The sequence below is a fragment of the Paenibacillus sp. TSM33 genome, from assembly GCF_056099025.1.
Window position 1 is genome coordinate 18127 of sequence record NZ_JBLZXB010000009.1, and the last position, 25283, is coordinate 43409.

A 25283-nucleotide genomic window follows, 5' to 3' on the forward strand; every position below is an offset into this window, starting at 1 on the left:
CTATTAAATTTATACGTCTTCAACAGCTTTATTTGAAAATACGTACTAGCAGTTCAGCCATCTCGCCTCTGCTAATGGCGGACTTCGGTTTGAGTGTTCCATCAGGATATCCGCTGATCCAACCCGAGCCTATGGCATTCTTGAATGCTGTGGAAGCCCAGGAAGCAATCTGCTGATCATCCTTGTAGGATTGCAGTCCAGTAGGACTGGAAATGGATGTCTGATTCTGTATCGCGTGTGATAGGATCACCATCGCCTGTTCACGGGTAAGGCTCTTATCAGGTCCGAACGTCTGAGCGGTTAGTCCTTGAATCCATCCCTGACGGTGAGCAGCATCTACAGCTGATCCAGCCCAGTGTCCCTCCATATCTGTAAATGAGGTAGGTAGGCTCTCGTCTCCAGTAGTTCCTAAAGCCCTGATCAATATGGCTACAAATTCTGCACGGCTTACGGCACGCTCAGGGCGCATGTTGCCGTCTTTATAGCCCTGCATCCAGCCTTTGGTTGCAAGAGATTGTAGAGACTTCGCTGCCCAGTGACCTTGTAGGTCCGGCCATACCTGAGCTGGCTCTTGCGAATCTGACGAGTTAATTTGGTCATTTTGCACGCTGGCCTGATCGATTTGGGACGCGTCCGTAGAGACAGCGACGGCAAAGGAACCTAATCGAGGCGTACTCACACTCACACCCGATAAAATCCCTTGAGAATTCATCACAGCAGTGCCTTTTAGAATCTCACGCTCGCCATTTTCATACATCACAAGAATGGAGAATTGGGGTTCAACATTTTGCAATTCACTTGAGGATTCGCTATCCAACGGCAGAACGATGGACGAAGTCCCTGGCACGTTAGCTTTAATTTCTACAGCCGGCCCTATCAGCTTCAGGTTGGGTTGCTGCTCGGCCCAATCGCGAAATTGCTGATCTGCCAGCTGGAATGACATGGTGACGTCCTGTTGACCTGAGGCAGCCATGCTGGTTAGGGTGTCACTGGATACCATCACTGTTCCATATCGAGATATCACCGAAGCTCCAATTTTATCCCATTTATTCAGTACAGAATGAGTCAGGAGAACACGACTCATTTGCTTTTCCTGCTCCAAACGAAGGTCAGCGTATGTCTTCCCTTCGCGAAGTGCTTGTTGGATCTGCTCATCCAGGAATGCCGCTGAAGGAACATATAGGGAGATCGCTTTCCCTTGTTCGGAGAATCCGGTCTGTGGTACGAATGCAGAGAGATCCTCATTTTTATCTTTGTTAGACTTGCTTGTGTCCACACTCGCTTTGGCAGGGATGATGACCTCTATGGCTTGCGTCAAAGCATGAGAACCATCGCTTACCTTCATGATATCCAGCATGACAGTGACAACAGAAGGAGTGGCTGCTTGAAAAATAGTTCCGTCTGTACGCACGATGTCTGGCTGACTGCTGCTACTGATGGTCACACGAAAGCCATCAGGTACAGTAGGCAGCTTAAGCAAAGTATCACTTGTTGTAGGTGCAGGTACGCTTGTGATGGAATCCGCGAAACGCTGCGCGGTTAATCCTTGTGGATACACTAGCCCTGAGGGAGCGCTCTTCATGCCATTTACGTTCTGTAGCACATAGTAGCTGGCTCCTTCAGGTACAGGTGTAAATGTATATTTCCCCTCACTCGAAGCGATTCCTTCCGCTATAAGCTCCTGCTGGGTATTGTATAGCTCAAGCCGTGCGTTCGGTAATGCGCCTGTAACAATTACAGAGGCAATATCCTCATTGCCTGCTGCGGCTGCAACAGCACGGGGCAACACGTTTATACTGCGTTCTGCCGGTTCTGCCGTCCAGCTTCCATTGTCGCTATAAGCATAATTCAATACGTATATACCAGGTACATTCGTATCGACATTACCGATCCCTAAAAGATCGGGGATCAGGGTATTGCCATATACACTGTCCAAAACACTGGCTCCCGGATCAGTGAAGCTGTCGCCAGTTTCCAGCACAATTGGATTATTGCCGTTCAATCGTACGTAAGGTGTATTCGGCAATGCTTTCAGCACGGTGATCGTGAATGTTCTTTGGGCAGAGGCTATACCTTTAGAAATAATGGCAATTAACTGTACATTCATATCACCGTCTGTATATTTAGGCCGATTCACCTGACCGCTGTCACTGAGGACATCCGGTTGATCCGAGGACCAGTCGATCTGGGTATCGAATGCCCCTGTACGAGGCAGGGAGATGGAATCTTTAATCCCTTGCGGGTAATCTAGATTCAGTGTATTTGCTGCCAAATTCACCGCTTCATCAGCGCTTACGGGCAATGCGGGTACGAGTAGACTGAAGGTTTTTCGAAGCTCAACCCCGCCTCTTGATACAACCGCCTCCAGCGTGATGGCCTGATCGCCCTGTACATAGGTTGGGAATGTGACATGTCCAGTATAATCCAGGAACTCGGGATGATTCGACGACCATGACACCTGAACACCATTCAGAGCATCCTTTGGCAAATATACATCTTCGGTTACTGCCGTTATCGGCAGTTCAAGTGCTTGGTATGCTGCATCAACGGCTTCCGTGTCGCTCATCGGTAGACAGAGTACGTGAGCAGTAAAATCCTTTGTTTTCGTTAAGCCTGCAAGTTGCAGGGTAGCCGTAAGGGCAACGTCCATATCTCCACTACTATAGGAAGGTCTGGTAAGTGTTCCATCTGCTGCAATGACAAGAGGTTTAGACGAGGACCATTCGATCTGCACTCCACCATAACCGGATAGAGGGAGAGATACATTTTCTTGTACCGCAGACAAATCGCCAAGCGATAGAGTATCTGCTGCTTGATTCAATGTATCTTGAGCAGTCATCTTCGAAACGGTAACTTCGAAAGTTTGGGTATCCGAGGTGGTTCCTTTCGCAATCGTTGCTGTCAGTTTTACTTTTTGGTCACCCAAATCGTATCGCGGACGTATTACAGCGCCTTCGTTCGTAATGACGTCAGGAGTATCCGAACTCCAGCTCACCGTCGTATCATTTAACCCAGTGAGTGGCAGTGTCAGCTTTTGGGATACCGAATCCACTGTATCTCCAGGAGAGAAGCCTAAAGTAAGGGCGGCTTTTGCCTGTGCAACTCTCTCGGCATCGGTAAGTATGGTCACTTTGACTTCTGAAGGAGTGCTCTCCCCTTTAGCATTCACGGCCTGAACCGTGTAAACTGCTTCACCTGGCGGCAATGCTGAAGTGTCCATGAATTGGGTTAAGCTGCCTGTATAGAGCGTTACGCTATCTCGCATGACTTTGTATGAGGCTGCATAAGGAACGGCATCCCAGCTTAACTCCACCGTATTTCCATTTTTAGTACCTGTAAAATGACCCGGAGCCTGTGGAATGGGGAGTCGTTCCCCATAAGCTGCGAATTCCATGATGGAGGCCCATTGATTGTTTCTTGCATTTCCTTGATCAATATATAATCGAAGGTATCGTGTAGTTACAGGAGTAATGCTCTTTTGAAAATTAGAACTCACATTATTCTGCACAGTATCCACAGTCACCCAATTACTTCCGTTGCTGCTCGTCTGCAATCGGAAACTGTATGGATCACGTTGATCGTTCCATCCATAATGGACACCCATACCTGTAACAACATATCGATCTACGATATACCAGTCTCTCAAATCTACCTGAATCCATTTTTCACCGTCACTCGCTTGATACCAGCGGCTTGTCGGTTCAATTGACCCGTCGACTGCTCTGCTGGGGTCATAGGGCTGGCTATAGCCACTTGATGTGGCTGGTTTGTTAAGTACTACATTTTCCCAACTGGCAGCATTGGTTTCATCCGTCCCTATGAGCAAAGCCGCACCGCTAATAAATGGCAGCAGTGGAATCAGCACATGGTAGGGTTTTAACTTGTTGCGTGTGAAGTTATTTCCTTCGAGCACGCTATCACCTCTTCTTTATTAAATAGCACACCACTTGAGCGTGTTTATGTTATGGGCGGGACGGGTAATCCCCTTCGATTGCAATGTAGTAATTTACATTCGGCATCGGAGAAGCTCCGCGCAAGTCAGGCAATGCAAATGTACGCACTCCATCACCGCCAAAATTAGTGCCCAGCAGACTGAATAATGCTGAATACTGAGCAATGGGCAACAGCTGACCCTCGCATTTTAGCCAGCCCTTGGGAGCGAACGTGTACGGGTACATCGTAATTTCCCCCATATAAGGTGCATAACCTGCGTGTGCCTGTTTGGGACTGATCGTCGTTCCTCCTAACAAAATGACCGCCAGCAGACTCAATACGGCGGCTTTCTTCCAAAAATGATTCTTCATACCTACAGCTCCTTTAAGATTCGATTAATGGACCACGAATTCAACAAATTTGTGACATTAGTCATAGAATGAATAGATATTATCACGGATTTCCACATTTAGCACTACAGTTCATCTATCAAATTCACCTTTTTATTCCTTTTGTGAGTAAAGAAATTTATTCCATCTGGCCTATCTTTCATGCATCTTTTTTCTAATCCAGGTAAATCTATATACAAATCCTACGGAAGTGAAGGAGGAGAGAGCGTGTGGCATATCATCGGAACTCATGCGCCCAAATGGAGTGTGTGGGTGGAAGCCTTCTTTTTGTTCATCATACCTTTGATTATTTTTCTGACAGTACGACAACTTAAAGCGCTGGATGGTCGAGAGAGCAGACGTATGGAACGATTAAAGCTATTAGAACAAGAAGATCGTTCGGAGCAGGCAGATCATAATCCGTCTGTCAGTGAGGCAGAGAAGGAAAAGGGGACCTTTACCGAAGATTATGAAGCCAATGTAGCCAAAATCAGACAAGCAGTTGCGGATATGGCAGACGTAAACGAACGCTCGATTTTTCTGGAAAATCTGAACGCTGTAGGCACACTTTTTTTTGTGGATGGATTAACGGACAAGGCTGGTATGGACCAAAACATTTTAAAGCCGCTGATGGATTGGGGCAGTTCCGGGCAAGAGAGAGGAGAGCTTCCGCGAGGAAAAGAGCTTCGGGATATGATTGTTCACCAGGTCATGCTGGTATCGGAGACGGAGTATACGTTAGAGGTGCAGTTCTGCTTGCAAAAGGTGCTGTTTGGTTCAGTCATACTCATGATTCAGGGCATACCGGGTGCTTTTGTGCTGGGTACACCCAAAGGGAGTACACGTGGGGTGGAAGACCCTATATCGGAATCGGTGCTGCGGGGACCACGCGTTGGTTTTACAGAGACACTCAGCGACAATACAGCGATGCTGCGCAGGCATGGAGAAAGTACAGAACTGGCCATGTCGTCCTTCAAAGTCGGCAAAAGAGTGGAAAAACAGCTGATGGTAGTGTATTTCAGAGATATTGCTGACCCGGAGCTTGTAGATGAGGTGAAGCGGCGGGTCAAAACCATTGATATGGATGAGGTACTGGAGTCGGGCTATGTAGAGCAGCTTATTGAGGATAATTTTCTTAGCCCATTTCTGCAAATTCAAAATACGGAGAGACCAGATCGGGTCATGGCAGCATTGTTGGAAGGTCGTGTAGCGATTCTGCTGGATGGCACACCTTTTGCGCTTCTTATGCCTGTAACGTACGGGATGATGCTCCAGTCTCCCGAAGATTACTATGAGCGGTGGCTACCGGGGTCGCTTATTCGATTTCTTCGGTTTATGGCAACTTTCATATCGCTATTTGCTCCAGCGCTCTATATCTCCTTTATCTCGTTTCATCCCGGGCTGATTCCAACCAAGCTGGTCATTTCCATTATCAGTGCAAGACAGGGGGTTCCGTTTTCGACGCTGATTGAGGCCCTGATTATGGAAATTTCCATTGAAATTTTACGCGAGGCAGGACTTAGGCTCCCCAAACCCATCGGTCCAGCGATGGGCATCGTCGGCGGTTTGATTATTGGACAAGCCGCTGTTGACGCCGGGATTGTAAGTCCGATTCTCGTTATTGTGGTGGCAGTCACGGCGATTTCTTCCTTTTCCGCCCCTGTATACAGCGCTGGCATATCCATGCGTGTTCTGCGCTTTGGAGCCATGTTCACGGCGTCCATCTTTGGCTTGTATGGCGTGATCATGTTTTTTCTGATGCTGAGTATTCATATGGTTAAATTACACAGCTTTGGTGTTCCGTTTCTTAGTCTAACGACCCCCCGTTCGTTCAAAGACTGGAAAGATTACTTCGTACGAGCACCGTTGCAATTTATGAAAAACAGACCCATTCTTTTGAAGCATAAAGACCCTAAGCGACAAGGATGAGCTCAACACAGGAGGGAGCAAGATGGCCCGTGGGAAAAAAGCGGATAAGATTACAACGTTACAGACAACGGCAATTGTGGTTTGCTTTATGCTGGCTGCCGGGTTGCTTACCCTTCCAAGAGTAGCAACTGAAGCTGCAAAAACACCGGATGCGTGGATATCTGTCATTTTAGCAGGGGTGGGCACTTTTCTGTTCGGATGGGTTATAGTCAAACTAAGCTCGCGGTTTCCAGAAAGTACCTTTTACCAGTATGTTCAGCAAATAACAGGCAAATTCATTGGCAAAGGGATTGGCATGCTGATTGTTATTTATTTTGTTTGTATAGCCGCATTTGAAATCCGATCTGTGGAGGAAGTAACGTCGTTCTTTCTGCTTGAAGGCACTCCGGCGTGGGCGATTTCAGCACCTTTTATGTGGCTCTCTCTGTACCTATGCATGGGGGGAGTGGGTTCATTAGGAAAGATATGTCAGCTGATATTTCCGGTTTCGGCGGCTATCTTTTTGCTGATCTGCTTGCTGAGTTTAAATATTTTTGAATTGAATAACTTGCGTCCTGTCTTGTCGGAGGGGGGAATGCCAGTGCTTAGAACGCTCAAGACTACAATCCTGACATTAACGGGGACAGAGTCCTTACTGATTATTCTTTGTCGGATGGAAAAACCTGAGAAAGCAACCAAGGCAATCGGACTGGCGATTGGGATCGCGGTCGTTTTTTATACAGCTACGTTGATCCTGTGCATTGGCGCCTTTTCAATGGAAGGGGTCTTGAGCAGAACCTGGCCATTTTTAGATTTGGCCCGCAGCTTTGAAGTGGAGTATCTGTTGTTGGAACGGTTCGAGTCCTTATTGCTGACCATTTGGATCATGCAGATTTTTGCCACATTCAGTATTGCTTTTTATTGTGCTTCGCTCGGAGTATCTCAAATTTTGAATAGCTCTTATTCCAAGATGTTGTTCATTTTGCTTCCGTTTATCTACCTCTTGTCCCAAATTCCGAAAAACTTGAATGAGCTATTTTCTTTTGGAACGGTTATCGGAAATGTAGCGTTCGCTTTATTCGCGCTACTTCCACTGCCCCTGCTGCTTATTTCTCGCTGGAGAGGGGTGGGGTCATGAAGAGAGTCCAGTCAGGATTACTCGGATTGATGGCTCTCCTGATGTGCTGTACACTTTCAGGTTGCTGGAGCAGCTCCCCAGTGGAGGATCTAAATCTGGAGACAGGTATTGCTATGGATCTAGCGGAAGAATCTTCGCAAGAAGAACAAATTAAACGAAAAGGAGGAGATTATCCAAAAAAAGAGTTAATTACGGGAACTTTTCAATTTATCATTCCTGAGGAAAGCGGCGGCTCGAACAGCTCCTCTCCACAAGCTAAGAAATTTTTTAATATTAAGGAAACAGGCGATTCCGTTTTTGAAATGATTAGAGAAATTTCATTGCGGACCAATCGTCCTCCCATTGGACAGCATTTGAAAACCATTATTATCAGTTCCAGCTTGCTTAGCAAGATTCCGTTGTACGAGCTACTGGACTTTTTCCTGGGAGATAATGACATTCGGCCGAGTGTACTATTGCTAATTAGTACAGAAAAGGCGGGTAATACACTCCAGGAGAAAATCCCTGGTCAGATTCCTGCCTATATCTTAAAGGATATTTTCCAAAACCGGAAACGGAACGCACGGTTGTTAAAACCAATGCCCTTGGTTAAAGTGATCGGGCCGATGAAGGGTAATAGCAGCTTTATATTACCCAATGTCATTACGTCGGAGAATGAAATCAAGCTCGCAGGTGCGGGAATCGTCAAGGGAAAGACGCAAACATACGGTGGTTATCTGAATGAGTCAGAGGTTGAGGGTCTCATGTGGATCAAAGGACAATTAATTGGAGGCGTGCTAAAAAGCAGCGATCCGAAAACCGGTAAAAATATAGCATATGAAATCAAAGCGGTCAAAAGCAAGATCAAGGCCATCGTTCAGGGGGAAGATATTTTCTTTCAGGTAAAAATGACCTCAGAGGGACGGGTTTCGGAGGTGCATATAAAGCATGAAGATTTGCGCAGCAACAATGTACTTGGACAAGAAGAGAGTCTCTTTCAGGAGAAAGTGAATTCATTAGCTGAACAAACCGTTGCTAAGATGCAAAAGCTGAAGGTGGATGTTGGAGGTTTCGGAGAAGCCTTAAGGATTCAGCATCCTAAAGTTTGGCGCAAGGTCAAAAAGGATTGGGATACCACCTTTAGTACCATTCCTGTACGGTTTAGTACAGATATTCATATTGAAGATTACGGCTCTTCGATTACGACGGCAGACTAAAGAGTTTCGTTTGCACCTATTATGTAAAAACCTTCAACACCACGTATCCAAGTGGAATTGAAGGTTTTTTAAGTCTATTTAAATAGGGATAGTGTTTCTTTCAGCCATGTAATATAGCTTTCTTCCCGATTAATGGCACGGCTCAGCACCAAGTAATGACCGAATTGACTAGAGCCGGGTACTTGAAGGTTCTCGTCCAGCCGTTGGAGAGATTTTTTACTTTCGTACAGATATTCCAGCTTTTCTTCACGTTTGGCAATCTGATCCTCGAACAAGCGCTTGCTTTCTTCCTTGGGGATGGCTGCTGAGAAATACAGCATGAGCATAAATTCATCCTTTTCTGTTTCCGGTAACTCTTTGGGGCTTAGCAGCCATTCGGTCAGCTCTTGGGTCCCTTTGGAGGTAATGCAGTACAGCTTCTTTTCCAGCTTGGCTCCTGTAATTGAGGTGCGATATTCAATGAGTCCCTCTTCGGTCAGCCTTTTGAGCTCAGGGTAAATCTGACTGTGCTTGGCGCTCCAAAATTGTCCGATTTCCTGCTTGAATTGGCTCGTAATATCGTAGCCGCTCATTTCCTCTTTGTGAACCAGACCCAAAATGGCATATTTTAATGTGCGTTTCAACGTAGCTCTCCTCGCAATGGGGTATTTGACAATAGTATATCACAGCGCTACAATTTATATGTATTATAGAACATGTTTATATTTACATGTTTGAATAATGGTTTTATTTTGGTGTCTTGTTTAATTCATAAACTCATAATAAGGAAAGAAGGATGCAAGATGGACAAGTTTATCGGCAGTCACATGATTTACACCTATGAGAATGGTTGGGAGTACGAAATATATATAAAAAATGAGGATACGATTGATTATCGCATTCATAGTGGTATGGTAGGCGGACGCTGGGTACGCGATCAGAAGGTCAATCTGGTGAAGCTGGTAGAGAATGTGTATAAAGTATCGTGGACCGAACCGACAGGCACAGACGTATCTCTGAACTTTATGCCTGAGGAAAAACGGATGCATGGCATTATTTTCTTCCCTAAATGGGTTCATGAGCATCCGGAAATCACGGTGCGCTACCAAAACGATTTTATTCCGCTGATGGAAGAATCGCGTGAAAAGTATGAAACCTATCCGAAGTATGTGGTTCCTGAATTTGCGGATATTACCTTCATCGAAAATGCAGGTGTAAACAACGAACAATTGATTTCTCAGCCACCTTACGCTGGAATGACAGACGACATTCGCGCAGGGAAGCTGCAAGCATAATCGAACATGGTTAATGAAGTTGTACAGCCTGAGCCTGTGGTAAGCAGTCTCAGGCTTTTTTACGTGAACTGAAGAGTGGATTGCTTAATGGAGTGGTGGACGATAGCTAGAATGAATAGTAGACCAGCCCATGCTCGACAAGATATGAACGACTAATCCGAGGGTGGAGGATGGTCGCTGTTGGGGAGAGAATGTACGAGTTCGCATGGGCAGCCAGATCGGATAGGGCAGATAGAGCCAGCTCTGTTTTAACAGGTCCCCAGTGATCAGCGTGGTGCTTAATATATTGTTCGGCCTCGGTCAGGGACAGACCTTTGAGCGAGGTAAATACGGAAGCCCAGCGGACGAGGTCAAAGGTGCCTTTAATTTCAGGCAGCTTATATTCCGCCACGCCTTGAGCGCCGTTGCACGACATAGTAAGCAAGCCGCAGCAATGGTGTTGATACGGTTCAGAATCAGGAAATTGACGATGGTCGTATTGGATAATTGCCATGGAACCAATGCATAATTGCGTCGTTTGGAGCGTTGAGGGCTGGGCAAGCGTCAGGCTCATACTGGAACGGCCTCCTTCTCGGGATCATTGTAATAGGGATGGAAGAATCATACGTCACAGCGGATGTAATGTAAATCATGAATATAAGCGTAAAAAAAGAATATGTAGCGGAAAACGGATTTTAATGGCAATGGAAACGGATACTTGTATTCATCTCTTTCATTATCTTGACGATGGTCTTTATATTACAAAAAAACAACCCCAGGTCACCCCAAGGTCGTCTTTACGAGAAATATATATCAGCATTTTGCAAAAGCTTGTTTAGCTGGTCACACGGGTGTGACATCCTGAACCGTTTCTTCTTCTTTCCAGATCACGTTCTCGCGATAGTTTGATCCCCAATCGTACATCGCTCGCAGTACCGGAATCAGGCTTTCGCCATGCTCCGTCAGTGAATATTCCACATGCGGAGGGACGACAGGATAGACTTTACGCAGAATGAGTTGATCTTCTTCCAGTTCGCGCAATTGGTTGGTCAGCATTTTTTGCGTAATGTGGGGGATCAGCTTCTTCAATTCACCGAACCGCTTGGTGCCTTCCATACCCAGATGCCACAAAATAATCAGCTTCCATTTGCCACCGATGACCGCGAGAGTCAATTCTTTATCACAATTAATTAGCTTCAAATCAATCCGGTCTTTTACAGTTGTGATGTTCATCGACCTCCTGTCTGTAGTTATCCAAGTATACTATGTATAACTACAGTACGCAAAAGGAGATACATCCATTTTGGAAACTATGCATACGTTTGGATACGAATAGACTCAAATCACAACCTGACGATGTGCGTCAGGCTGGAAGCTTCCAGAAATCTACGACGTTTAAGAAGGAATAACGATGGTGTTAAAGGACTCCGGCTCAAGCTCCAAACGGTGAGTTGTTTCTCCAACAGACAGATTCAGCACGCGAGATTCCTTGAATGGGTTGGCGATGACCAGAACCCTTTGTCCGTCTGTATTTTGAAAAGCAACCGCATTTCCAGCCCATGAACCTTGAATTCCAATCCGTCTGGCCCCTGGCAATATAAAATGAGAAAAGTGCTTCATAACGTAATATTCCGGGTTCAGAATAGGTTTTCGATCTGCTGGATCAACGGTGACCATCGAATTTTGCTCCCAGCCCCATGTGCTCTTGCCTCGCGGTTCCAAGACCATATTCCAGTAAATATAAGCATTCACGCCATTGGTGAAGTAGTGTTGATACAGGTTATATACATATTTGGCGTAGTCCCATGAATTTTCTCCGTTTCCGCATTCATTTTCGGTCTGCATATAACGAAGCTCAGGATAGCTGGATACGGTACGCTGAATGGCATTTTTGCCTGCCCACTGATAGCCTACACCTTTAATATATTTATAGGCCTCGGGGTCACTCAACACGGTATGGGCATACTCATCGAAGCCAGTTGAAGTTTTCTTCATTAATTCCTCCCACGGATCGGGAGCGTTAATAGTACCCAGCCAAATTTCCGTATCCAGTCCGTGTTTTTTAAAAGCAGGCCCCAAATAGTCGCGAATAAATTCACGCAGCTGTTCTCCGGTCCATACACAGGAAGGGAACTTCTGATCGGCAATGACTTCATTTTGAACATGAACCTGGTGAATCGTAATGCCTGCCTTGCGGTATGCCTGAACAAATTTGACAAAGTACAATGCATACGCTTTCAAAATATCCTTTTCCCAGCGCAGTGTGCCGTAATTGTAAGCTTTGGGTGATTTCATCCATGTCGGCGGACTCCAGGGTGAGGCGAACAGCTTCAAGTCTGGATTGAGTTGTAACGCTTCCCGAATAAAAGGTATGAGATATTGCTGATCGCGCTCAATGGAAAAGTGCTTCATCTCCATGTCGCCGTCTGTTTCATTATGGCTGTACCATTCCAGCGCGTAGTCACTCGCTCCAATAGGAAGTCGGCATATCGTGAATTTGTGCTCGCCTTCCGGGTGAAAGAGAGCATGAAGCACCCGATCTCGCTCTTCGCTGTCCAAATGATTCAGAGCCACATAGCCCAATTCATTAAAACAGCCGCCAAAGCCTTCTACAAGCTGATATGTTTCTCCTGTAAGGGTTAGGTTGGCACTCTCTTGGGTTTGGGTCAAATGATGAGCTTGGGATTGCCAAGCATTAGCTTTGGAAGTGGAAAACCACTGAATGGTTTGATTGCTCATGTGTACCCCTCCTGTTCAGGCTTTTTGTATCTCTACTTATTATAGGGTAGGATCGTAGGGGAAGAGATGGTCTGAACGAAGACAAATTTGCCCTTATCCAAGGTGAAATTTGTGGATGAGAAGTTTCCGTAAATAAGAAGTGGCGAGAACACATAAAGTACACATCTCTTTGATATGCTGTTGTCCTAGAATGACCGAAAGAGGGAAGTCGATTTGAATAAAAGAGTTCTTCTCGTGGAGGATGAAATACGTATTCGTGAAGTGATTGCGGATTATTTTAAACAAAATAATTGGGAAGTCTATGAAGCAGGCAATGGAAAAGATGCACTCCTCTGGTTTGATTCGGTGCAGCCGGAACTCATTATACTCGATATTATGATGCCTGAGCTGGATGGTTGGGAGGTATGCCGTCAGGTGCGCAGCCGTTCAGGGGTGCCGATTATTTTGCTGACGGCCAAATCCGGTGATGATGATAAAATATTGGGCTTTGAGCTGGGGGCAGATGACTACGTGACCAAGCCTTTCAGCCCCAAGGTGCTGATTGCTCGCGCGAACGCGCTGATGAAACGGGTGGAGGGACATGTGCAGCCGGAGTCGCATATATTGCGGTTCGGCAGTGCTATGCTCAACACGATGGCTCATCGGCTTGAACTGGATCAAGCGGAAGTCGAACTGACGCCCAAGGAGTATGAGCTGCTGCGGCTGCTTATACATAATAAAGGCATCGTTGTTTCACGGGATGCCATACTGAACCGGGTGTGGGGTATCGATTTTGAAGGAGATACACGAGTTGTCGATACGCATATCAAAAAGCTGAGAAGTAAGTTGGGCCGTGAATCACGCCATATCCGTACGGTTTTTGGTACAGGCTACAGGTTCGAGGAGGAAGAATGAACAAACGGGGAGTTACCTTTAAGTTGTTCATAATGACGGTTGTGTTTTTTCTGTGTTTTTACGGTATGGTGATTTTAAGTCAATTGCTGTTTTTTGAAAATTTTTATCAGAAACAGAAGATTGGGCGTGTGGAAAGTCGTTTGCAAAGCTTCAGTCAAAGTTATGTCCAGGAGGCTTGGGGATCGGGCAAGGTTTCGCGTGAGGCCGCTCGTTTTATGCTTCAGAATAAAAACCAGCTGGCGATTGTAACGCTGGACGGCAAAGTAAAGCTGGATGATGCGTTTCATATCAATCTCAGAAAAGCAGATGGTAAAATCGTTAAAATATCGTTGTCTCTGTTTATGAGTGAATACGGAGATGAACTGAGGGCTGCCCGGATTCAGCCTGGTGACACGGTGACCGTTGAAGGTGAGGTGTTGGGAACTGGCGACATCTCCTCTGCCTATTTAATTTATCCATCAGGCATACAGAAGCTTGGTTCCAAAAATATAGGATCAACTTCGGATGAGACAAGCACAGATGACAGTGTAAGACTGTCCGGTACGGTGACAGAGATTGTGATGCCGGATCTGAAAACATGGAGTCAGCGTCAAGGTCTGCTGTATAGTGCGCTGGAGGAATGGTTTCCTTTATCCCAGGATCATCTGGAGAAACTTAAAAATTTCGAGGTGTTGGAGGAAGAGTGGACGGAACCTTGGACAGGGGTACGAAATGCCGTTATCGTCCATCCTGTTCGTCAGAGCACAGGCGAGATCGACCTCTTGTTCACTGTGACATCGTTGCAGGAAATCAGTGAGACGAATGAGGCTCTACGCTGGTTTTATCTGTATCTGGGGATCGGCGGATTTGCACTCATTCTGATTTTGTCCCTGTTCTATTCCCGAATGGTAACCCGTCCGCTTATTACTTTGAACAATACCGCCAAGCGGATGGCCAAGCTCGATTTTACAGCCCATACGCCAATCCGGCAGAATGATGAGCTGGGGAGCCTGTCCTACAGCATGTATACCCTGTCCCAGAACCTGGACACAGCTTTGCGCGAGCTTCAGGAGGCCAATCAGCAATTGGTCGAGGACATGGAACAGAAGCAGAGGATGGAGGCTGTGCAACAAGACTTTTTTGCCAATGCTTCTCATGAGCTGAAAACCCCGCTAAGTATTATCAAAGGGTTTGCAGAAGGATTGCAAGATGGAGTCAGCGCCGGGAAGCAGGATCATTATATGAAAGTCATTGTAGAGGAAGCGGACAAAATGGAGCGATTGGTCAAGGATATGCTGGACCTTGCCAAATTGGAGTCTGGAACCCTCAAGCTTCGCAAGGCGACCTTTATCTTGAGTGAGTTGGTGGAGGAGGTTGTGGATAAGCTATTCCATCTATTGAAGGAGAAGAAGCTGGAAGTGATCATTATTCCTGCCAATGAGCTGCCGATTCATGCCGATATAGGATGGATGGAACAGGTGATTATCAACTTTGTTGTCAACGCCATACGACATGCCGAGGAAGGAAGCTCGATCACGATTCGTATCGAAGGCTCCGGGGAGGTCAATACGTTTTCCATTGAAAATAAGGGGGAGACCATCCCAGCCGATCAGTTGGAGCTCATATGGAATCGTTTTTACCGGGCCGAGCTGTCCCGTAGCCGCCAGACAGGTGGGACAGGACTCGGGCTATCGATCGTTAAACGAATTCTGGATTTACACGAATTCCGCTATATGGCGGAGAATACCAAGGATGGCGTCCGTTTTGTCGTTATATTCGGAGGCTAAGCTATGGCAAAGGAGTTAACAAGTATGAAATGGAATTGGTTGCCCTCACTTTGCACACTTGCAAACCTGGGGGCAGGGGTGTTATCCCTGTACTTCACGATTCATGAGCAATATATGACAGCCTTTACCCTCGTGGTGGTGGCTGCTTTATGGGATGTACTGGACGGTTTGCTGGCAAGGCTGCTGCATTGTTCCAGTGATTTTGGCAAGCAACTTGATTCGCTGGCGGATGTAGTCTCTTTTGGTGTTGCTCCTGCTTTTCTAATCTTGCTGTACAAGCTGGGAGATACTCACTGGATAGGGCCGCTTGTAGCTGTGTTGTTTGTGATATGCGGTGCGGTAAGGTTGGCGAGATTCAACCTGATGGCTTTTAGCAAAGGCTTTGTGGGTATGCCCATTACGGCTGCGGGCGTGATTTTGTCCTTTATGTTTTTATGGAGTGAGCATTTGAAGCCAGGGTTGTTGCTGGCACTCATGGTAGTGCTGTCGTTCCTGATGGTTAGCCGTATTCCCTTCCCGTCCTTCAAAAAATAATCGGTCAGGAGGTGGCGCCTCTATGGAATGGGCCATCAGCATGATTACACAATACGGATATTTTGCTATTTTTGCACTGCTTGCCCTTGGAATTATAGGGCTACCCGTTCCTGATGAAATTATTATGGTGTTTGTCGGCTATCTATCTTCTATTATGGTACTGAATTATTCCTTATCTATATTAGTCAGCTTCATTGGTGCAATGACAGGGATGATGATTAGTTACACGCTAGGCAAAAAGCTGGGTCAGCCGCTGGTAGATAAGCACGGCAAGTGGGTAGGATTGACACCGAAGCGGTTTGCTAGGGTAAAAGGTTGGTTTGCGCGCTTTGGGTTGTGGACCATTTTGTTCGGTTATTTTATTCCAGGGGTCAGACATGCGACAAGCTATTTGTCAGGAATTAGCGCGATGCCTGTACGAAAATATATGCTGGTGGCCAGCGCCGGTTCTCTGGTATGGACACTGATCTTTATCTCCATTGGTTACATTGCCGGGGCGAATATAAACTTTCATTAAGGTGGCCGCAAAAGTAATGTAGCATTTATCATGTATTGCACCGATAATATAAATAAAAGAACCTGTACAACCAGTGAGGGGATCTGTATTGAATGCATTAATGAAGTATATTGAAAAGTTACCTGGTTTTCTGCAAATGATCTTGAATATCTCGCTGTTTCTGGTCGGGCTGATTTTAAGCTTCTTACTTCTAAAAGAAACATGGGCCATATTTTCATATGTGTTCTTGTCTACAGAAGACGACAAAAATTACTATGAATTCACGGAAGAACTGCTTGTATTCTTTTTGTATTTTGAATTCATTGCATTAATCGTTAAGTACTTTAAAACCAATTTTCATTTTCCATTACGTTATTTCATCTATATTGGGATTACGGCCGTCATCAGGCTCATTATTGTGGACCATGATGATGCTAAAAATACATTCTGGTGGTCCATTGCTATCCTAGTCATGGTAGGTTCTCTATTGATTGCTAACAGTAAGTTGTTAAAGAGAGAAAGTTGATGCCGAGGAAGATTGCAAGGGTGACAGTCAAGTGGGAGAGAGGGAATAAACACGAATGGTAAGAAACTGGATGAATCATGCAGGCGTCAGGCGGGCAGCCGTCCTTGCGATAATCGTTTTACTGCTCTTCATGTTAAGAAGCATGATGAATATTATTTTGTTAACACTGCTGCTTACGATTTTGATTGGCAGCATATATAACGGTGTGAATAAGCTGGTCAAGCGGTTCGCCAATGTGCCGCCTATGATCGTGCTGCTACTGGTATACGGGTTGCTGATTCTGATTATCGTGTGGGGAGTTTACCGAATGGTGCCGCTAATCAGCGTACAGGTCAAGCAGGTATATCTGATGATTCAGCAGGCGTATATGTATCCTGACCGTAATCAATGGAACGAAACGATTATTGAATTTATGGACACGCTCAATGTTCAGCGGTTATTTGAGCCTGGCTGGAATGTGGTAATGAAAATCAGCCAGCTGGGAACACAACTCCTGGTATCGATTATTTTGAGCTTGTTCTTCCTGATGGAAAAATCCTATATTACACGCTTTACAGCTACGTTTGTGGATAGTAAGCTGGGCTGGTTCTTCGAGGAAGTGGGTCATTTTGGGCGCATGTTTCTGGGTACCTTCGGGAAGGTGCTGGAAGCTCAACTATTGATTTCACTCATCAACTGTATATTGACGACGACGGCTCTTTGGATTATGGGTTTTCCCAATCTGCTCGGCCTCGCGCTCATTATATTCTTGTTGGGGTTGGTGCCAGTGGCGGGTGTGTTCATCTCCCTGATCCCGCTCGGTCTGATTGCGTTTAGCGTCGGGGGAATCAATTATGTGATTTACTTGGTTATTCTGATCGTGGTGATTCATGCGATTGAAGCCTATTTCCTGAATCCGAAGCTGATGTCATCCAAAACCAATTTACCGATCTTCTTCACCTTTGTTGTATTGATCTTCTCTGAGCATTTAATTGGGGTGTGGGGCTTGATTGTAGGTATTCCGTTGTTTGTTTTCTTCCTTGACCTGATCGGGGTACAACGCAAGCAAGAGAAGGATACCTAATCTATTCACGACAGATACGAACATAGTAGTGACCATTGATTTTTTATGACGAATGCCTGCGAAGCCGCAGGCATTTTTTGATTTCCTGGTATTCCTCATTTTATTCATGGGAAAGCTGGTTGACGCTCATCATTGTTCAGGAGGAGTCCAACGGTACGCTTCACTTTCTTGGGGATATCGGATACCGTCAAGGTAGCTTATCAGCTCGATAATCGTTCCCCAGGGTGATCTTCCATATACAAGCTGGTTGCCTGCTCCTGCTTCAATGCCGGACAGCGCATGTCGCATATCACATTGAAGCTGAATCAAGAGGGCATCATTACAAATACTGAAACTAGACAGGAGCTGGAATCACGTGTTCAATAAGCTCTCATAGACCTTTAAGCGGGCATACACCGTTTCAAGTATCGGATATGAAATATTACTGCCAGAAGCCAATGCCAGAAGTGCACCATGCAGATGGCTTGCTTCAACCGGTAGACTTTTCTGCATATCACGTTGCATGGAAGACATCATCTCAGGCTTTAAGGAATCCATCGTTTTTAGCGTATGTGCTTCCATTTCTGAATGAATAGGCATATCTGCATTGCGTGCGATTGTGACGATCTCATGCAGTAGCTTTTTATAGATTGCACGCGATTCGGGCGTGGCGAGTATAGGTCCGACGGAGGTACCCATCAGGGTTGTGATTCCGCTCATGCTGGCAATAAATATATACTTCTGCCAAATTTCACGCTGAATGTCATGACTGTGTGTGACGGTGAAGCCTGCATGATCAAGATGGCTACATAGTAGTTGCGCCCGCTCAGAGTTTCCTCCATCCCATTCACCAAAAACAATGCGGTGGAACGGGCTTGTCTGAACGATAGAGCCTTTGTGATTTAACGTCGTTTCGATATAACAAAGCCCACCCAGCACTTTTTCAGCTCCGAAATATTCGCGCAAAGATTCAAAATGTTCATAACCGTTAAGTAAAGGAAGAATCATGGTATCTTTGCCGATATAAGGCGCAAGGTCTGGCTGCAATAGAGGCAGATGGTACGCTTTGACCGCGAGAATAATACAGTCAAATGGCTCAGCAGCTTCACCATAGGTAATAGCCTGGATCGGTGTCTGAAAATCTCCGTGCACACTTTGAATCGTCAGACCGTTTTCTGCCAAATGAAGCTTTTTGGAAGGGCGCACGAGAAAGGTTACATCTTCTCCTTTTTGAACCAGGCGTCCCCCGAAATAGCCTCCAATAGCTCCTGCACCGACAACTAGAAACCGCATCATAGGATACCCGCCTTTATTTCTGGTTTCATTTCCTTTAGTTGCAAAACATTAAGCGCATTCGAGTTTGTCATGATACATTCAAATCCTTTCCTACCTTGGTTTTGGAAAACAAAAAAACCTTCCAGCACATTGCTGAAAAGGTCCGAAAGGCAAAAAAAGAGTCAATTTGCGACCGTTCTTTTGTCTCGGTCCTTTCGGATCAGAGCAAAATCCAACGAGTTCACCTCCATAGGCTCACACTTATACTTATTAAATTACACCTTACCAGAGTACCGTTCGAATATATCGATACAGCCTCTCAGGGGAGTATACCAGAATATCGGGTTCCTGTCCCATATAAAGCCAATCCAAACAGCGTGTATGTGATGATATCCATAATGACTTTCTTTTTGGTACATGTAGCACGGACCTGATATATTTGGAGCGCATGGAGGTGATATAATAGGCGCAAATAAGTTTATAGACCGATAACTTGGAGCAGAGGAGAGAAGGCTGGTGTTTGAGCAAATTGTAGCGTATGGTCTGAGCCAAGAAGAGGCCGTTAAGGATTATCCATTTGGAGCTGATCCCCTGGTACTAAAGGTAGGGGGCAAGATGTTTGCTCTCCTGACTGAAAAAGATGGCATTAGCCACGTATCCCTGAAATGTGATCCAGTCATTGCAGAAAACCTGCGTCAGCAGAACAAGGCAATTAAGCCAGGCTATCATTTGAACAAAAAGCATTGGAATACGATAGAGGTTGATGGAAGCTTCCCGTTGGAGGATTTGTACAGCATGATCGACCATTCGTATGAGCTGGTCTTCAAAAGCTTAACCAAAGCGCAACGCGAAGCGATTACGATGAGGATACGGGCTACGGATCTGTAAAGGGCTGGTGAAGCCCTTAGTAACACTTTTATAGTTTTACTTGACAGAAAACCCCTAAAGACATATTCTTAATTTAAAGATAATTTATTTGAAAATAATATCAAGGAGTGGAACTGAATATGAGCGAACTGGTGAATATTATTCAAGAGAGAAGATCGGCTTCTAAATTTATTCCTGATGTTACTATAGATGCAAAAGAACTGGAAGAGATATTTCAGCTGGTGAAGTTTGCTCCATCGGCTTTTAATTTACAGCATGCGCGTTATATCGTAGTGCAGGATGCAGAGATCAAACAAAGGCTGCATGACGAGGCAAGTAAGCAGTATAAAATATTAACCGCTTCGGCCACTATTGTAGTGCTGGGTGATACAGAGGCTTATACCAAGGTAGCTGACCTCAACGAAGGGTTCCTGAATTTGGGTGTTCTGAGCAAGCAGGAATATGATAGCACCGTAGAATCGGTAACTCAGTTTTATCGCGAGCGGGGACCTGTCTTCCAGAGAGAAGAAGCGATTCGTAATGCCAGCCTGTCGGCTATGCAATTTATGTTGATTGCCAAGGACAAAGGCTGGGATACTTGCCCAATGATCGGTTTTGACCCGGCGAAGGTGCAAGAAGTACTGAATATCCCCGAGCAATTTGTGCCTGTGATGATGATCACCTTGGGGAAAGAGGACGAATCGGGGCAACGGGCAAGAGGATATCGCAAGCCGGTTGGACAGTTTGTTAGCTACAATGGATTTTGAAATTTGTAAATTATCATGTTCATTAAGGAGTGACTGAGATGTCTTTGAAAACCGCTGGAATTCACCATATTACGTCCTTTGCAGGCGATCCACAGGGCAATGTTGATTTTTACGCAGGTGTGCTTGGTTTGAGGTTGATCAAAAAGACAATTAACTTTGACGCTCCAGAAGTATATCATTTGTATTTTGGGAATGAAGAAGGCAGTCCGGGCACGATCATTACCTTTTTTCCGGCTCCGGGTACACGCAAGGGTAAAATTGGAGGCGGGCAAGTCGGGATTACGACGTATGTCGTGCCGCTGGGCTCGCTAGATTACTGGGAAAACCGTCTGCACAGCTTGAAGGTATCCTTCACGAAGGCTACTCGCTTTGGCGAGTCATTCATCCAGTTCCGAGACAATGAGGGCTTGCATCTGGAACTGGTGGAGCGCGAGGAAGGCCCGGTGAATACGTGGACAGCCGGAGGCGTGCCTACAGATAAAGCGATCAAGGGCTTTGGAGGAGCAGTGCTCTACAGTGCGGATTCCAAGCACACCCAAGGCGTGCTGGAGAATGTTCTGGGCATGACTCCCGTCGGAGAAGACGCAGATGCAGGCTATATCCGTTATCAGACGACTGGGGATCTAGGCAACCTGATCGACATTCCGGTCAAAGATGTACCATGGGGGAACGGCGGCGCCGGTACGGTTCACCATATTGCGTGGCGAGCGCAGGATGATACAGAACATCAGGCATGGAACGAATGGGTTCGCCAGCATGGTTTTGGGACCAGTGGCATTGTAGATCGCCAATACTTCAATGCCGTATACTTCCGCGAGCAAGGTGGCATTTTATTCGAGATCGCAACCGATCCGCCCGGATTTACCGTGGATGAGGAATTGAATGAGTTGGGGCACAAGCTGATGCTGCCTGAATGGTATGAGCCTCAGCGCGCCCAGATTGAGTCTAATCTGGTTCCCATCGAACCTAGAGTACTCCAACAGGATGAATCGGTTTAAGCTGGACAATCACATACGCACCAAAAGGTCCAATGCGGGAAGATTTCCACCCTCATTGGACCTTTTGGTATCTGAATGTCATTAGTGTAAAAATAAGCGTGGAAGAGCTGTTTAGATCATGAGCAGCTCACGAATTTCCAGTTCGGTCAGTGCTGAAAGGCTTTCTTGCCCCGGCTGAATGACCTGGTCGATCAGGTTTTTCTTTTTTTGCTGTAGCTCATACATTTTGTCCTCTACCGTACCTTGGGCGACGAGCCGAATAACCTGCACCACTTTTTTCTGGCCCATTCGGTGTGCGCGGTTGGTAGCCTGCTCTTCCACAGCGGGATTCCACCACAGGTCATATAGAATGACGGTATCTGCGCCGGTGAGGTTCAGACCCGTACCTCCTGCCTTGAGGGAAATCAGGAACAGCTCGCGTTCTCCTTCGTTGAAGCGACTGCACAGCTCGACTCGTTCGGGGGCGGGGGTTTGTCCATCCAGGTAAAAGTAGGGAACCCCTTCACGAGAAAGCTCGCGTCCGACCATTTGAAGCATTGTGGTGAACTGTGAAAAAATGAGCAGCCGCTTCCCGGAGCTGAGACATTCCGTAATAATCTCCAGCAGTTGTTCAAATTTGGCCGAGCTTCCCGTATATCCTTCGATGAATAAGCTCGGATGACAGCATAGCTGACGAAGTCGGGTCAGACCTGCGAGGATTTTAATCCGGTTTTTCTGAAATCCTTCTTCGTTAAGATGCTTCAACGTTTCATGCTGGAGCTTGGCCAGATAAGCCGTGTACAGCTTTTTCTGATCTGGCAGGAGGCGTGATACCTGCACGGATTCGATTTTCTCAGGCAGTTCCTTAAGAACATCACTCTTTAGACGGCGCAGCAGGAACGGACGAACCCGCTTGGCAATCACATTTCGAGGCAGATTGTGAAACGCTCTTTTTCCGCCGGGAAATAGCTCAGGAAATACAACGTCGAAGATGGACCAAAGTTCTTCCAATGTATTCTCGATTGGCGTTCCTGTCAGGGCAAAGCGGTAACGGGCTTGTACATCCTTAACGGCCTGTGCCGTCTGGGTAGCATGATTCTTGAACGCCTGAGCTTCGTCCAGAATGAGCGTATGAAACGATGGCTTGCTGTACACATCCGCATCGCGTCGCAGCAGCGGATAGGAAGTAATAATAACGTCATAGCTGGCGGCATCCCGTATAATTCGACTCCGTTCCTCCGGGCTGCCATCTGCAATATTGACGCGGATATGCGGGGCGAATTTCTCTAGTTCATTCCGCCAATTGTACACCAGTGATGCAGGGGACACGATCATGGCTGGAAGCTGCTGACTGCGAATTTCCGGCAATACAGAGACGAGGAAGGCAATGCTTTGCAGCGTTTTGCCCAGCCCCATATCATCTGCCAAAATGCCTCCAAAACGGTAATGTGCTAAGGTCTTAAGCCATTGAAAACCGTAGACCTGATAATCTCTCAAGATAGGGGCAAGCGTGACGGGTACTGGAAAGTCGAGATGATCAGGATTGCGAATATTTTCTAGCAGCTGGCGGAAGGTTTTACCCAGGGTCAGGCTTTTTACATGATCGTGAGGATCAATTAAGTACAGACCCTGTGTGACCGGGATACGAATTTGCGCTGCATCCAGATCGCTTTTGCGGATACCTGTTTCGTTCATGAACCGAATTAATTCCTTGTACTCCTCTGTTTCCAGCGGCAGCAGGGCACCATTCGGTAGACGGTGATATCTCTGTTTTTCTTCCAACGATTGGAGCAGCTTGCGAATTTCCGATTCCGGTATACCCTCAATATCAAATTTAAATTCAAGCCAATCCGTACGTTCATCCCACTCCGCCCGTATTCTTGGGACAGGCAGCGTATTATTGATTTTCGATTTGACTGCACCTGTGGCATAGACGTCCAGTAACTTTTCCAGTTGTGGAACCGTATGGTACAAAAAGTCATACTCCGCATCTTCATCTTCCATAAAGTATCCGCTGTCTGTTCTGGCAAAGGAGCTATGCTCCATCAGTTCCAAAATCCGTTGCTCCTGTTCCCCATCACGTATCAGAATCCGGTCGTTACCTGGCGTTCGTGCATCTGTTTCCAACGGGTTGATGATGATGTCTCCATATTGGAATTCCAATCCTGCCAGCAGTTTGTCTCTTACCCGGTCCAGATACAGCTTGGCCTTCAACGGATGCTGGGCGACCCGCTCTGAGACAGAACGGGTCATATGGACACGTCCGAGCTTCATTAACCCGGGCACGACCTTATCCATAAAAGCTTCCATCTGTTCTGGTGCGATCTGGACTGCTCGTCTGTGATGTACCTCGACCATTCGTTTTAGCTCGGACAAACGCCGTAAGGCATCATCCTTCTGCTTGACAAGCTTGCCATCGGCAATGACGACACCGTAGTCCTCCATGATGGTCAAGTCATCTAATCCTTGAATGCTTAGCTGGTAGCCCTCGCTTGTGGATTCGGCCTCATCAAATTCAAATTGCAGCGGAAGCATCAGGTCGGACTGAGGAATACCTTCGCTCATGTTACCGTGAATTTCAAAGTAGACGCCTTGTGCTGCTGTCAGCAAGGGGAGCAGCCTATCCCAAGCGGCAGGCGGGATGAGAAGCATTCGCTCGCCACTCATATGACTGCCGGAGGCTGAATACGTACCAGAGGTTTCCCGAATCATGCGCTCCTGTTGGCATACCTGGGATAATTGCTGAAGGATCGCGTCATGTTCAGCTCGGAAGCGGTACAGCTCAGGCTCGTAAGAGAAGCTCTTCGTGAACATGTAGCTATTCCCACGGTCGATACTGTCCAGAAACGGACGGATTTTCTGAACGATGTATAATCGTTTGGGTCCAGCCTTCATTTCTAATCCAAACATATATTTTTGGTAACCGTAGGCAAAAGGCCGGATGACGAATTGAAAATCCAAGATCGCACGAGTATCCAGCAGCGTAGGAGTGCTGCGAAGCGGTCTCTTGCGGCCGAATAGTTTTAACATACTGTCGGTCAGCTGGAGATCCCCTTGTGTGATGCCAGAGGATCGTGAAATTCTGGCAGTGTGTTCATTGGGGGCATCTGTAGATGTGTACATCCCGTCTGAACCCATGCTCCCCTCTGGATCTGGGGCAGTGCCGGGATGAAGTCTGGAGACATAGGAGCGTACGGACAGACTTTTTCCGCGTCGCATATCATAGGCGTTAAGAAGAACCGCGACAATATGTTTGCAATAACGTCCGGTGGTCTGAAATGAGCTACAGGTGCATTCCGCGCGAATACTGCCGTTGGGCCGGATCATCGCAGCAACGGCATAAAAGCCGTTTCCTTTGACTGTAGCTTCATACACACCTTCATTATGATCTATTTGTGTAAAGGCCACCTTTTTGGCCCGATAATAGGCATCCCCGTCGTCATAAGCAGATTGACTGCATAGTTGTCTGATCGCTCGCCGGGTAAGTTCAAAACTCATGGTTCGTAATCCTTTCCTGAGTTATTCCGTTTTCTACATGATAACAGAACAGACCGGGTGAAGGACACTGGAGTGCGGAACGTAA

General features: G+C 46.4%; 22 protein-coding genes. 13 read left to right on the plus strand and 9 right to left on the minus strand.

The genetic code is table 11. The features are described 5' to 3' along the window. Positions 1-28: 28 nt before the first annotated feature. A complete protein-coding gene (locus ACN6NF_RS03325; RefSeq protein WP_474315102.1) occupies positions 29-3913 on the minus strand; it encodes an immunoglobulin-like domain-containing protein in 3885 nt (1294 codons plus the stop codon). Between the two features lie 49 nt (positions 3914-3962). Beyond that, on the minus strand, positions 3963-4304 hold the full coding sequence (locus tag ACN6NF_RS03330) for a phage tail protein (RefSeq protein WP_474315105.1): 342 nt from the start codon (positions 4302-4304) through the stop codon (positions 3963-3965). Positions 4305-4550: 246 nt separating this feature from the next. Here ACN6NF_RS03330 and ACN6NF_RS03335 point away from each other — a divergent pair, with 246 nt between their 5' ends. Genes ACN6NF_RS03335 through ACN6NF_RS03345 form a run of 3 tightly spaced genes read left to right on the plus strand, consistent with a single transcriptional unit; the run spans position 4551 to position 8564 of the window. Continuing rightward, complete coding sequence (locus ACN6NF_RS03335; RefSeq protein WP_474315108.1) at positions 4551-6251, plus strand: spore germination protein; 1701 nt, start codon at positions 4551-4553, stop codon at positions 6249-6251. 22 nt (positions 6252-6273) lie between these two features. Then, entirely contained in the window at positions 6274-7368 is a 1095-nt protein-coding gene (locus tag ACN6NF_RS03340; protein ID WP_025363967.1) for a GerAB/ArcD/ProY family transporter, read from the plus strand. Beyond that, complete coding sequence (locus tag ACN6NF_RS03345) at positions 7365-8564, plus strand: Ger(x)C family spore germination protein (RefSeq protein WP_474315111.1); 1200 nt, start codon at positions 7365-7367, stop codon at positions 8562-8564. The genes ACN6NF_RS03340 and ACN6NF_RS03345 overlap by 4 nt, the downstream gene beginning before the upstream one ends. Positions 8565-8638: 74 nt before the next feature. Here ACN6NF_RS03345 and ACN6NF_RS03350 read toward each other — a convergent pair whose 3' ends face one another. Further along, positions 8639-9187 (minus strand): PadR family transcriptional regulator, encoded by a 549-nt coding sequence (locus ACN6NF_RS03350; RefSeq protein ID WP_474315114.1) that lies wholly within the window; start codon positions 9185-9187, stop codon positions 8639-8641. Between the two features lie 159 nt (positions 9188-9346). Between ACN6NF_RS03350 and ACN6NF_RS03355 the strand changes: the two genes are divergently transcribed. Then, entirely contained in the window at positions 9347-9838 is a 492-nt protein-coding gene (locus ACN6NF_RS03355) for a phenolic acid decarboxylase (protein WP_474315117.1), read from the plus strand. A gap of 106 nt (positions 9839-9944) precedes the next feature. On the opposite strand, the gene ACN6NF_RS03360 is transcribed toward ACN6NF_RS03355, so the two are convergent. The 3 genes from ACN6NF_RS03360 to ACN6NF_RS03370 all read right to left on the minus strand — a co-directional run bounded on the left by ACN6NF_RS03360 (position 9945) and on the right by ACN6NF_RS03370 (position 12556). Continuing rightward, complete coding sequence (locus ACN6NF_RS03360; protein ID WP_474315119.1) at positions 9945-10331, minus strand: hypothetical protein; 387 nt, start codon at positions 10329-10331, stop codon at positions 9945-9947. 329 nt (positions 10332-10660) lie between these two features. After that, on the minus strand, positions 10661-11050 hold the full coding sequence (locus ACN6NF_RS03365) for a winged helix-turn-helix transcriptional regulator (protein ID WP_474315122.1): 390 nt from the start codon (positions 11048-11050) through the stop codon (positions 10661-10663). Between the two features lie 162 nt (positions 11051-11212). Further along, positions 11213-12556, minus strand: a complete 1344-nt coding sequence (locus ACN6NF_RS03370; RefSeq protein ID WP_474315125.1) for a glycoside hydrolase family 30 protein — start codon at positions 12554-12556, stop codon at positions 11213-11215. Between the two features lie 213 nt (positions 12557-12769). On the opposite strand from ACN6NF_RS03370, the gene ACN6NF_RS03375 reads away from it, so the two are divergent. From ACN6NF_RS03375 to ACN6NF_RS03400, 6 genes are all read left to right on the plus strand, one after another. Further along, a complete protein-coding gene (locus ACN6NF_RS03375; protein ID WP_474315128.1) occupies positions 12770-13450 on the plus strand; it encodes a response regulator transcription factor in 681 nt (226 codons plus the stop codon). Beyond that, on the plus strand, positions 13447-15216 hold the full coding sequence (locus ACN6NF_RS03380; RefSeq protein WP_474315131.1) for a sensor histidine kinase: 1770 nt from the start codon (positions 13447-13449) through the stop codon (positions 15214-15216). The genes ACN6NF_RS03375 and ACN6NF_RS03380 overlap by 4 nt, the downstream gene beginning before the upstream one ends. A gap of 24 nt (positions 15217-15240) precedes the next feature. After that, complete coding sequence (gene pssA, locus ACN6NF_RS03385; RefSeq protein ID WP_474315375.1) at positions 15241-15750, plus strand: CDP-diacylglycerol--serine O-phosphatidyltransferase; 510 nt, start codon at positions 15241-15243, stop codon at positions 15748-15750. A gap of 22 nt (positions 15751-15772) precedes the next feature. After that, positions 15773-16267 (plus strand): DedA family protein, encoded by a 495-nt coding sequence (locus ACN6NF_RS03390; protein ID WP_474315134.1) that lies wholly within the window; start codon positions 15773-15775, stop codon positions 16265-16267. An 88-nt stretch (positions 16268-16355) separates the two neighbouring features. After that, complete coding sequence (psiE, locus tag ACN6NF_RS03395) at positions 16356-16772, plus strand: phosphate-starvation-inducible protein PsiE (RefSeq protein WP_016819410.1); 417 nt, start codon at positions 16356-16358, stop codon at positions 16770-16772. 55 nt (positions 16773-16827) lie between these two features. After that, on the plus strand, positions 16828-17835 hold the full coding sequence (locus ACN6NF_RS03400) for an AI-2E family transporter (protein ID WP_474315137.1): 1008 nt from the start codon (positions 16828-16830) through the stop codon (positions 17833-17835). Positions 17836-17964: 129 nt separating this feature from the next. On the opposite strand, the gene ACN6NF_RS03405 is transcribed toward ACN6NF_RS03400, so the two are convergent. Both ACN6NF_RS03405 and ACN6NF_RS03410 read right to left on the minus strand, forming a co-directional pair. After that, complete coding sequence (locus ACN6NF_RS03405; RefSeq protein WP_474315140.1) at positions 17965-18144, minus strand: hypothetical protein; 180 nt, start codon at positions 18142-18144, stop codon at positions 17965-17967. A 42-nt stretch (positions 18145-18186) separates the two neighbouring features. Continuing rightward, positions 18187-19107, minus strand: coding sequence for a ketopantoate reductase family protein (locus ACN6NF_RS03410; protein ID WP_474315377.1), 921 nt, complete (start codon positions 19105-19107; stop codon positions 18187-18189). A gap of 498 nt (positions 19108-19605) precedes the next feature. On the opposite strand from ACN6NF_RS03410, the gene ACN6NF_RS03415 reads away from it, so the two are divergent. The 3 genes from ACN6NF_RS03415 (at position 19606) to ACN6NF_RS03425 (ending at position 21721) form a co-directional block, all read left to right on the plus strand. Further along, on the plus strand, positions 19606-19977 hold the full coding sequence (locus tag ACN6NF_RS03415; RefSeq protein WP_474315143.1) for an MmcQ/YjbR family DNA-binding protein: 372 nt from the start codon (positions 19606-19608) through the stop codon (positions 19975-19977). A 119-nt stretch (positions 19978-20096) separates the two neighbouring features. Further along, positions 20097-20723 (plus strand): nitroreductase family protein, encoded by a 627-nt coding sequence (locus ACN6NF_RS03420; RefSeq protein WP_474315145.1) that lies wholly within the window; start codon positions 20097-20099, stop codon positions 20721-20723. Positions 20724-20761: 38 nt separating this feature from the next. Beyond that, positions 20762-21721 (plus strand): ring-cleaving dioxygenase, encoded by a 960-nt coding sequence (locus ACN6NF_RS03425; protein ID WP_474315148.1) that lies wholly within the window; start codon positions 20762-20764, stop codon positions 21719-21721. A 111-nt stretch (positions 21722-21832) separates the two neighbouring features. Here ACN6NF_RS03425 and ACN6NF_RS03430 read toward each other — a convergent pair whose 3' ends face one another. Beyond that, positions 21833-25198 (minus strand): DEAD/DEAH box helicase, encoded by a 3366-nt coding sequence (locus tag ACN6NF_RS03430; RefSeq protein WP_474315151.1) that lies wholly within the window; start codon positions 25196-25198, stop codon positions 21833-21835. Positions 25199-25283: the final 85 nt, after the last annotated feature.